Genomic DNA, 5,678 nt, shown 5'->3' with positions numbered 1-5,678 from the left:
GTTCATTGACAATTGAATACGGAAGAAGAAAGAGAAACGTGGACGGCGGTTATTCGCGAGTGTTTTGGTAACAAGGCACTGTTACGGAATAACTGACTTAGTTTACGTTTTTCAGAACACCAAAGATTTGGATTTCGGTCTAAATTATTTGCGTGTTCCTCGTCTATTAATTGGCCATTTATGGTCGGTTAGATTTGAGTACAGAAACGTGATTTAAGTTGGGATTAATATTCAGTAAAACCTGAGAGTTTGATCCTGGCTCAGAACGAACGCTGGCGGCAGGCCTAACACATGCAAGTCGAACGGATCCTTCGGGATTAGTGGCAGACGGGTGAGTAACGCGTGGGAAGCTACCTTGTGGTAGGGGACAACAGTTGGAAACGACTGCTAATACCCTATGAGCCCTATGGGGGAAAGATTTATCGCCATGAGATGTGCCCGCGTTAGATTAGCTAGTTGGTAAGGTAATGGCTTACCAAGGCGACGATCTATAGCTGGTCTGAGAGGATGATCAGCCACACTGGGACTGAGACACGGCCCAGACTCCTACGGGAGGCAGCAGTGGGGAATATTGGACAATGGGGGCAACCCTGATCCAGCCATGCCGCGTGTGTGATGACGGCCTTAGGGTTGTAAAGCACTTTCAGCAGTGAAGATAATGACATTAACTGCAGAAGAAGCCCCGGCTAACTTCGTGCCAGCAGCCGCGGTAATACGAAGGGGGCTAGCGTTGTTCGGAATCACTGGGCGTAAAGAGTACGTAGGCGGACTGATAAGTTAGGGGTGAAATCCCAAGGCTCAACCTTGGAACTGCCTTTGATACTGTCAGTCTTGAGATCGAGAGAGGTGAGTGGAACTCCGAGTGTAGAGGTGAAATTCGTAGATATTCGGAAGAACACCAGTGGCGAAGGCGGCTCACTGGCTCGATACTGACGCTGAGGTACGAAAGCGTGGGGAGCAAACAGGATTAGATACCCTGGTAGTCCACGCCGTAAACGATGAATGCTAGTTGTCAGGTAGCTTGCTATTTGGTGACGCAGCTAACGCATTAAGCATTCCGCCTGGGGAGTACGGTCGCAAGATTAAAACTCAAAGGAATTGACGGGGGCCCGCACAAGCGGTGGAGCATGTGGTTTAATTCGAAGCAACGCGCAGAACCTTACCAGCCCTTGACATTTGACGCTACAACCGGAGACGGTTGGTTCCTTTCGGGGACGTCAGGACAGGTGCTGCATGGCTGTCGTCAGCTCGTGTCGTGAGATGTTGGGTTAAGTCCCGCAACGAGCGCAACCCTCGCCCTTAGTTGCCAGCATTTAGTTGGGCACTCTAGGGGGACTGCCGGTGATAAGCCGGAGGAAGGTGGGGATGACGTCAAGTCCTCATGGCCCTTACGGGCTGGGCTACACACGTGCTACAATGGCGGTGACAGTGGGCAGCGACCTCGCGAGGGGTAGCTAATCTCTAAAAGCCGTCTCAGTTCGGATTGTTCTCTGCAACTCGAGAGCATGAAGTTGGAATCGCTAGTAATCGCGTAACAGCATGACGCGGTGAATACGTTCCCGGGCCTTGTACACACCGCCCGTCACACCATGGGAGTTGGTTTTACCCGAAGGCGCTGCGCTAACCCGCAAGGGAGGCAGGCGACCACGGTAGGGTCAGCGACTGGGGTGAAGTCGTAACAAGGTAGCCCTAGGGGAACCTGGGGCTGGATCACCTCCTTTCTAAGGATTGGTCTTCAGCAATGACACGCTTGCGTGTCACAGGCTATCGACTGATTTTTTGAACATAGCTGGCATTATGATCAGCACCTGACGCCTTAGACACTTCAATGAAGTGGCTTTTAAGGTGTCATTGGCGAATACCGCCGTCTTCGTTTCTCTTTCTTATGTAGATTGCTTAAAGGTTCGGTAGCTCAAGCTTGAGCGCGCCATTGGTGACAATGGGTCGGTAGCTCAGGTGGTTAGAGCGCACGCCTGATAAGCGTGAGGTCGGAGGTTCAAGTCCTCCTCGACCCACCAATGACATTTTGAATGTCAGCTTTTAAGTTAATTGGAAATTGTGGCACGCACTCCCGAGCGCGTTAGCGCGAGTAGGACCGACTGGTCCGCCGAGCTTATGCGAGGGTAGCCAAGTTAGCAGATGCTAACGCCGGCGCGGACACTTCAAGGAAGTGTCCTTTGAGGCCAGAATAAAGGGGCCTTAGCTCAGCTGGGAGAGCGCCTGATTTGCATTCAGGAGGTCAGGAGTTCGATCCTCCTAGGCTCCACCAACTTTTTTTACCGAAGAGTTTGTTCCAAGATCTACTAAGAGAGTATCCGTTTTGCGGGTTTTTTGAAAACCTGCTTGTTCTGTGACATTTTGAAGAGAAGACATAATTGGCCGCATCTGGCGCCAGACCTTTAGGGGTTTGCCGGATGTGTCAGCTAGCCAGTTACCAATGCCCGCCAGGGTATTGTACGGGGGCGCTTGACCGCTGCCCCGCCAGTTATGTCTCATGAACTGGTCTAGGCATATGCATTGCATATGTCTTTGATACATACGATGTATGTATTGTTGATTGTACATCTGGCAACCGATGTACAAGCCAAGTTAAATCAAGCTTTATTTTTGTTGGTTTAGTCAGAGGCACTTCTTATGGAAGAGGCCTTTATGATTATAGCTAATGAGAGTGATCAAGTGTCTTAAGAGCATTTGGTGGATGCCTTGGCGACTAGAGGCGATGAAAGACGTGATACGCTGCGATAAGCGTCGGGGAGCTGCGAATAAGCTTTGATCCGGCGATTTCTGAATGGGGCAACCCACACCGTAAGGTGTACCCGCAAGGGGGCAAACCCGGGGAACTGAAACATCTAAGTACCCGGAGGAAAGGACATCAACCGAGACTCCGCTAGTAGTGGCGAGCGAACGCGGATCAGGCCAGTGGCTATAGATTAAGAACCGGAACAAGCTGGGAAGCTTGACCTTAGTGGGTGATAGTCCCGTACGGGTAGAAAGATTTATAGTCCTCGAGTAGGGCGGAACACGTGAAATTCTGTCTGAACATGGGGGGACCACCCTCCAAGCCTAAGTACTCCTAGTCGACCGATAGCGCACCAGTACCGTGAGGGAAAGGTGAAAAGTACCCCGACGAGGGGAGTGAAATAGTACCTGAAACCGAATGCTTACAAACAGTTGGAGCCCGTAAGGGTGACAGCGTACCTTTTGTATAATGGGTCAGCGACTTAATTTAACGAGCAAGCTTAAGCCGATAGGTGTAGGCGTAGCGAAAGCGAGTCTGAATAGGGCGTCTTAGTTCGTTGGATTAGACCCGAAACCGAGTGATCTAGCCATGAGCAGGTTGAAGGTGCAGTAACATGCACTGGAGGACCGAACCCACGAATGTTGAAAAATTCGGGGATGACTTGTGGCTAGGGGTGAAAGGCCAATCAAACTCGGAAATAGCTGGTTCTCCGCGAAATCTATTTAGGTAGAGCGTCCTGTGAATACTCCTGGGGGTAGAGCACTGGATGGGCTATGGGGGCTCACCGCCTTACTGATCCTAACCAAACTCCGAATACCAGGAAGTACTGCAGGGCAGACACACAGTGGGTGCTAACGTCCATTGTGGAGAGGGAAACAACCCTGACCGCCAGTTAAGGTCCCTAAGTTATGGCTAAGTGGGAAAGGATGTAGAGATCCCAAAACAACCAGGATGTTGGCTTAGAAGCAGCCATCATTTAAAGAAAGCGTAACAGCTCACTGGTCTAAATAAGGGTCTCCGCGCCGAAAATGTACCGGGGCTAAAGCCATACACCGAAACTGCGGGCTTGTCTTTGACAAGCGGTAGCGGAGCGTTCTGTAAGCTGATGAAGGTGGACCCGTGAGGGCTGCTGGAAGTATCAGAAGTGCGAATGCTGACATGAGTAACGATAAAGAGGGTGAGAGACCCTCTCGCCGAAAGTCCAAGGGTTCCTGCGCAACGCTAATCGGCGCAGGGTTAGCCGGCCCCTAAGGCGAGGCCGAAAGGCGTAGTCGATGGGAACGGGGTTAATATTCCCCGGCCAGTGGGTAGTGACGGATGCCGTGTATCGTATCTCCTTATTGGATTGGAGATGCGGTGAAGGTGTTCCTGGAAATAGCTCCCACGCTAAGACCGTACCCGAAACCGACACAGGTGGACAGGTAGAGTATACCAAGGCGCTTGAGAGAACTGTGCTGAAGGAACTCGGCAAATTGCTCCCGTAAGTTCGCGAGAAGGGAGCCCAATACGAAGGCAACTTTGTATTGGGGGCACAGAATAGGGGGTTGCGACTGTTTATCAAAAACACAGGGCTCTGCGAAGCCGCAAGGCGACGTATAGGGTCTGACGCCTGCCCGGTGCTGGAAGGTTAAGAGGAGGTGTGCAAGCACCGAATTGAAGCCCCAGTAAACGGCGGCCGTAACTATAACGGTCCTAAGGTAGCGAAATTCCTTGTCGGGTAAGTTCCGACCTGCACGAATGGCGTAACGACTTCCCCGCTGTCTCCAGCACAGACTCAGTGAAATTGAATTCCCCGTGAAGATGCGGGGTTCCTGCGGTCAGACGGAAAGACCCCGTGCACCTTTACTACAGCTTCACACTGGTATTCGTGATGACATGTGTAGGATAGGTGGTAGGCGTTGAAACCCGGGCGCCAGCTCGGGTGGAGCCATCCTTGAAATACCACCCTTGTCCTCATGGATATCTAACCGCGGCGCAACAACGCCCGGGACCGTGTGTGGCGGGTAGTTTGACTGGGGCGGTCGCCTCCCAAATGGTAACGGAGGCGCGCGAAGGTAGGCTCAGAGCGGTCGGAAATCGCTCGTTGAGTGCAATGGCATAAGCCTGCCTGACTGCGAGACTGACAAGTCGAGCAGAGACGAAAGTCGGTCATAGTGATCCGGTGGTCCCTCGTGGAAGGGCCATCGCTCAACGGATAAAAGGTACGCCGGGGATAACAGGCTGATGATGCCCAAGAGTCCATATCGACGGCATTGTTTGGCACCTCGATGTCGGCTCATCACATCCTGGGGCTGGAGCAGGTCCCAAGGGTTTGGCTGTTCGCCAATTAAAGTGGTACGTGAGCTGGGTTCAGAACGTCGCGAGACAGTTCGGTCCCTATCTGCCGTGGGTGTAGGAAATTTGAGAGGATCTGTCCCTAGTACGAGAGGACCGGGATGGACGAACCTCTGGTGGACCTGTTGTGGCGCCAGCCGCATTGCAGGGTAGCTATGTTCGGAATGGATAACCGCTGAAGGCATCTAAGCGGGAAACCAACCTCAAAACTAGACTTCCCTTGAGAGCCGTGGAAGACCACCACGTTGATAGGAGGCATGTGGAAGAGGGGTAACTCTCGAAGCTGAGCCTTACTAATAGCTCGATTGATCTTGATCACTCCCATTAAGCTATAATCATAGATATGAGATAGCTAACAAATCAAAGCGATAACTTGGAAACAACATTGGCACTTCAAAAAAGTGCCATCTCAGACCAGTTCAAAAGTCAGTGTGACTTATTCCTGCCCGGTGGCTATGGCGGGGCGCCCCCACCCGATCCCATCCCGAACTCGGAAGTGAAACGCCCCTGCGCCAATGGTACTTCGTCTTAAGACGCGGGAGAGTAGGGCGCCGCCGGGCATGAATAATCCACACCGACAAATCTTCAAAATAAAACATGAACA

The 5,678-nt window shown here is 52.0% G+C and carries 2 tRNA genes and 3 rRNA genes; all 5 read left to right on the top strand.

The window, feature by feature from the left end:
• The first annotated feature begins 237 nt into the window (after positions 1–237).
• The 5 genes from BM231_RS26625 (at position 238) to rrf (ending at position 5,634) form a co-directional block, all read left to right on the top strand.
• A 16S ribosomal RNA gene (locus tag BM231_RS26625) occupies positions 238–1,721 on the top strand.
• Between the two features lie 220 nt (positions 1,722–1,941).
• Positions 1,942–2,018, top strand: a tRNA-Ile gene (locus BM231_RS26620).
• Positions 2,019–2,193: 175 nt separating this feature from the next.
• A tRNA-Ala gene (locus BM231_RS26615) sits at positions 2,194–2,269 on the top strand.
• A 401-nt stretch (positions 2,270–2,670) separates the two neighbouring features.
• A 23S ribosomal RNA gene (locus tag BM231_RS26605) occupies positions 2,671–5,393 on the top strand.
• A 126-nt stretch (positions 5,394–5,519) separates the two neighbouring features.
• Positions 5,520–5,634, top strand: a 5S ribosomal RNA gene (rrf, locus tag BM231_RS26600).
• Together the 16S, 23S and 5S rRNA genes with 2 tRNA genes alongside form the textbook arrangement of a ribosomal RNA operon.
• Positions 5,635–5,678: the final 44 nt, after the last annotated feature.

Source organism: Pseudovibrio ascidiaceicola, assembly GCF_900114245.1.
GTDB lineage: Bacteria > Pseudomonadota > Alphaproteobacteria > Rhizobiales > Stappiaceae > Pseudovibrio > Pseudovibrio ascidiaceicola.
This window is presented reverse-complemented; position numbering and strand designations above follow the sequence as displayed.